The following is a 1342-nucleotide window of genomic DNA, read 5'->3' on the forward strand; positions in this document are numbered from 1 at the left end:
AAAACACCTTCGGTGTTGTAAGGTTAAGCCTCACGGATCATTAGTACTGGTTAGCTCAATGCATCGCTGCACTTACACACCCAGCCTATCAACGTCTTAGTCTTAAACGTTCCTTCAGGGGCCTTAAAGGCCCAGGGAAGACTCATCTTGAGGCAAGTTTCGCGCTTAGATGCTTTCAGCGCTTATCTTTTCCGCACTTAGCTACCGGGCAATGCCATTGGCATGACAACCCGAACACCAGTGGTGCGTTCACTCCGGTCCTCTCGTACTAGGAGCAACCCCTCTCAATCTTCCAACGCCCACGGCAGATAGGGACCGAACTGTCTCACGACGTTCTAAACCCAGCTCGCGTACCACTTTAAATGGCGAACAGCCATACCCTTGGGACCTACTTCAGCCCCAGGATGTGATGAGCCGACATCGAGGTGCCAAACACCGCCGTCGATATGAACTCTTGGGCGGTATCAGCCTGTTATCCCCGGAGTACCTTTTATCCGTTGAGCGATGGCCCTTCCATTCAGAACCACCGGATCACTAAGACCTACTTTCGTACCTGCTCGAGCCGTCACTCTCGCAGTCAAGCTAGCTTATGCCTTTGCACTAACCTCACGATGTCCGACCGTGATTAGCTAACCTTCGTGCTCCTCCGTTACTCTTTGGGAGGAGACCGCCCCAGTCAAACTACCCACCAGACACTGTCCTCACCCCGGATCACGGGGCCGAGTTAGAACATCAAACATTAAAGGGTGGTATTTCAAGGATGGCTCCACGCAGACTGGCGTCCACGCTTCAAAGCCTCCCACCTATCCTACACATCAAGGCTCAATGTTCAGTGTCAAGCTATAGTAAAGGTTCACGGGGTCTTTCCGTCTTGCCGCGGGTACACTGCATCTTCACAGCGAGTTCAATTTCACTGAGTCTCGGGTGGAGACAGCCTGGCCATCATTACGCCATTCGTGCAGGTCGGAACTTACCCGACAAGGAATTTCGCTACCTTAGGACCGTTATAGTTACGGCCGCCGTTTACTGGGGCTTCGATCAAGAGCTTCGCCTTGCGGCTGACCCCATCAATTAACCTTCCAGCACCGGGCAGGCGTCACACCGTATACGTCCACTTTCGTGTTTGCACAGTGCTGTGTTTTTATTAAACAGTTGCAGCCAGCTGGTATCTTCGACTGGCTTCAGCTCCATCCGCGAGGGACTTCACCTACATGCCAGCGTGCCTTCTCCCGAAGTTACGGCACCATTTTGCCTAGTTCCTTCACCCGAGTTCTCTCAAGCGCCTTGGTATTCTCTACCTGACCACCTGTGTCGGTTTGGGGTACGATTTAATGTTACCTGA

At 52.6% G+C, this 1342-nt stretch carries 1 rRNA gene; it reads right to left on the reverse strand.

Features of this window, described 5'->3' with window-relative positions:
• Positions 1–19: 19 nt before the first annotated feature.
• Positions 20–1342 (reverse strand): 23S ribosomal RNA (locus tag ACJ8KE_RS23690); the annotation flags it as partial.

The organism is Serratia sp. CY56464, assembly GCF_052168435.1.
Classification (GTDB): domain Bacteria; phylum Pseudomonadota; class Gammaproteobacteria; order Enterobacterales; family Enterobacteriaceae; genus Serratia; species Serratia marcescens.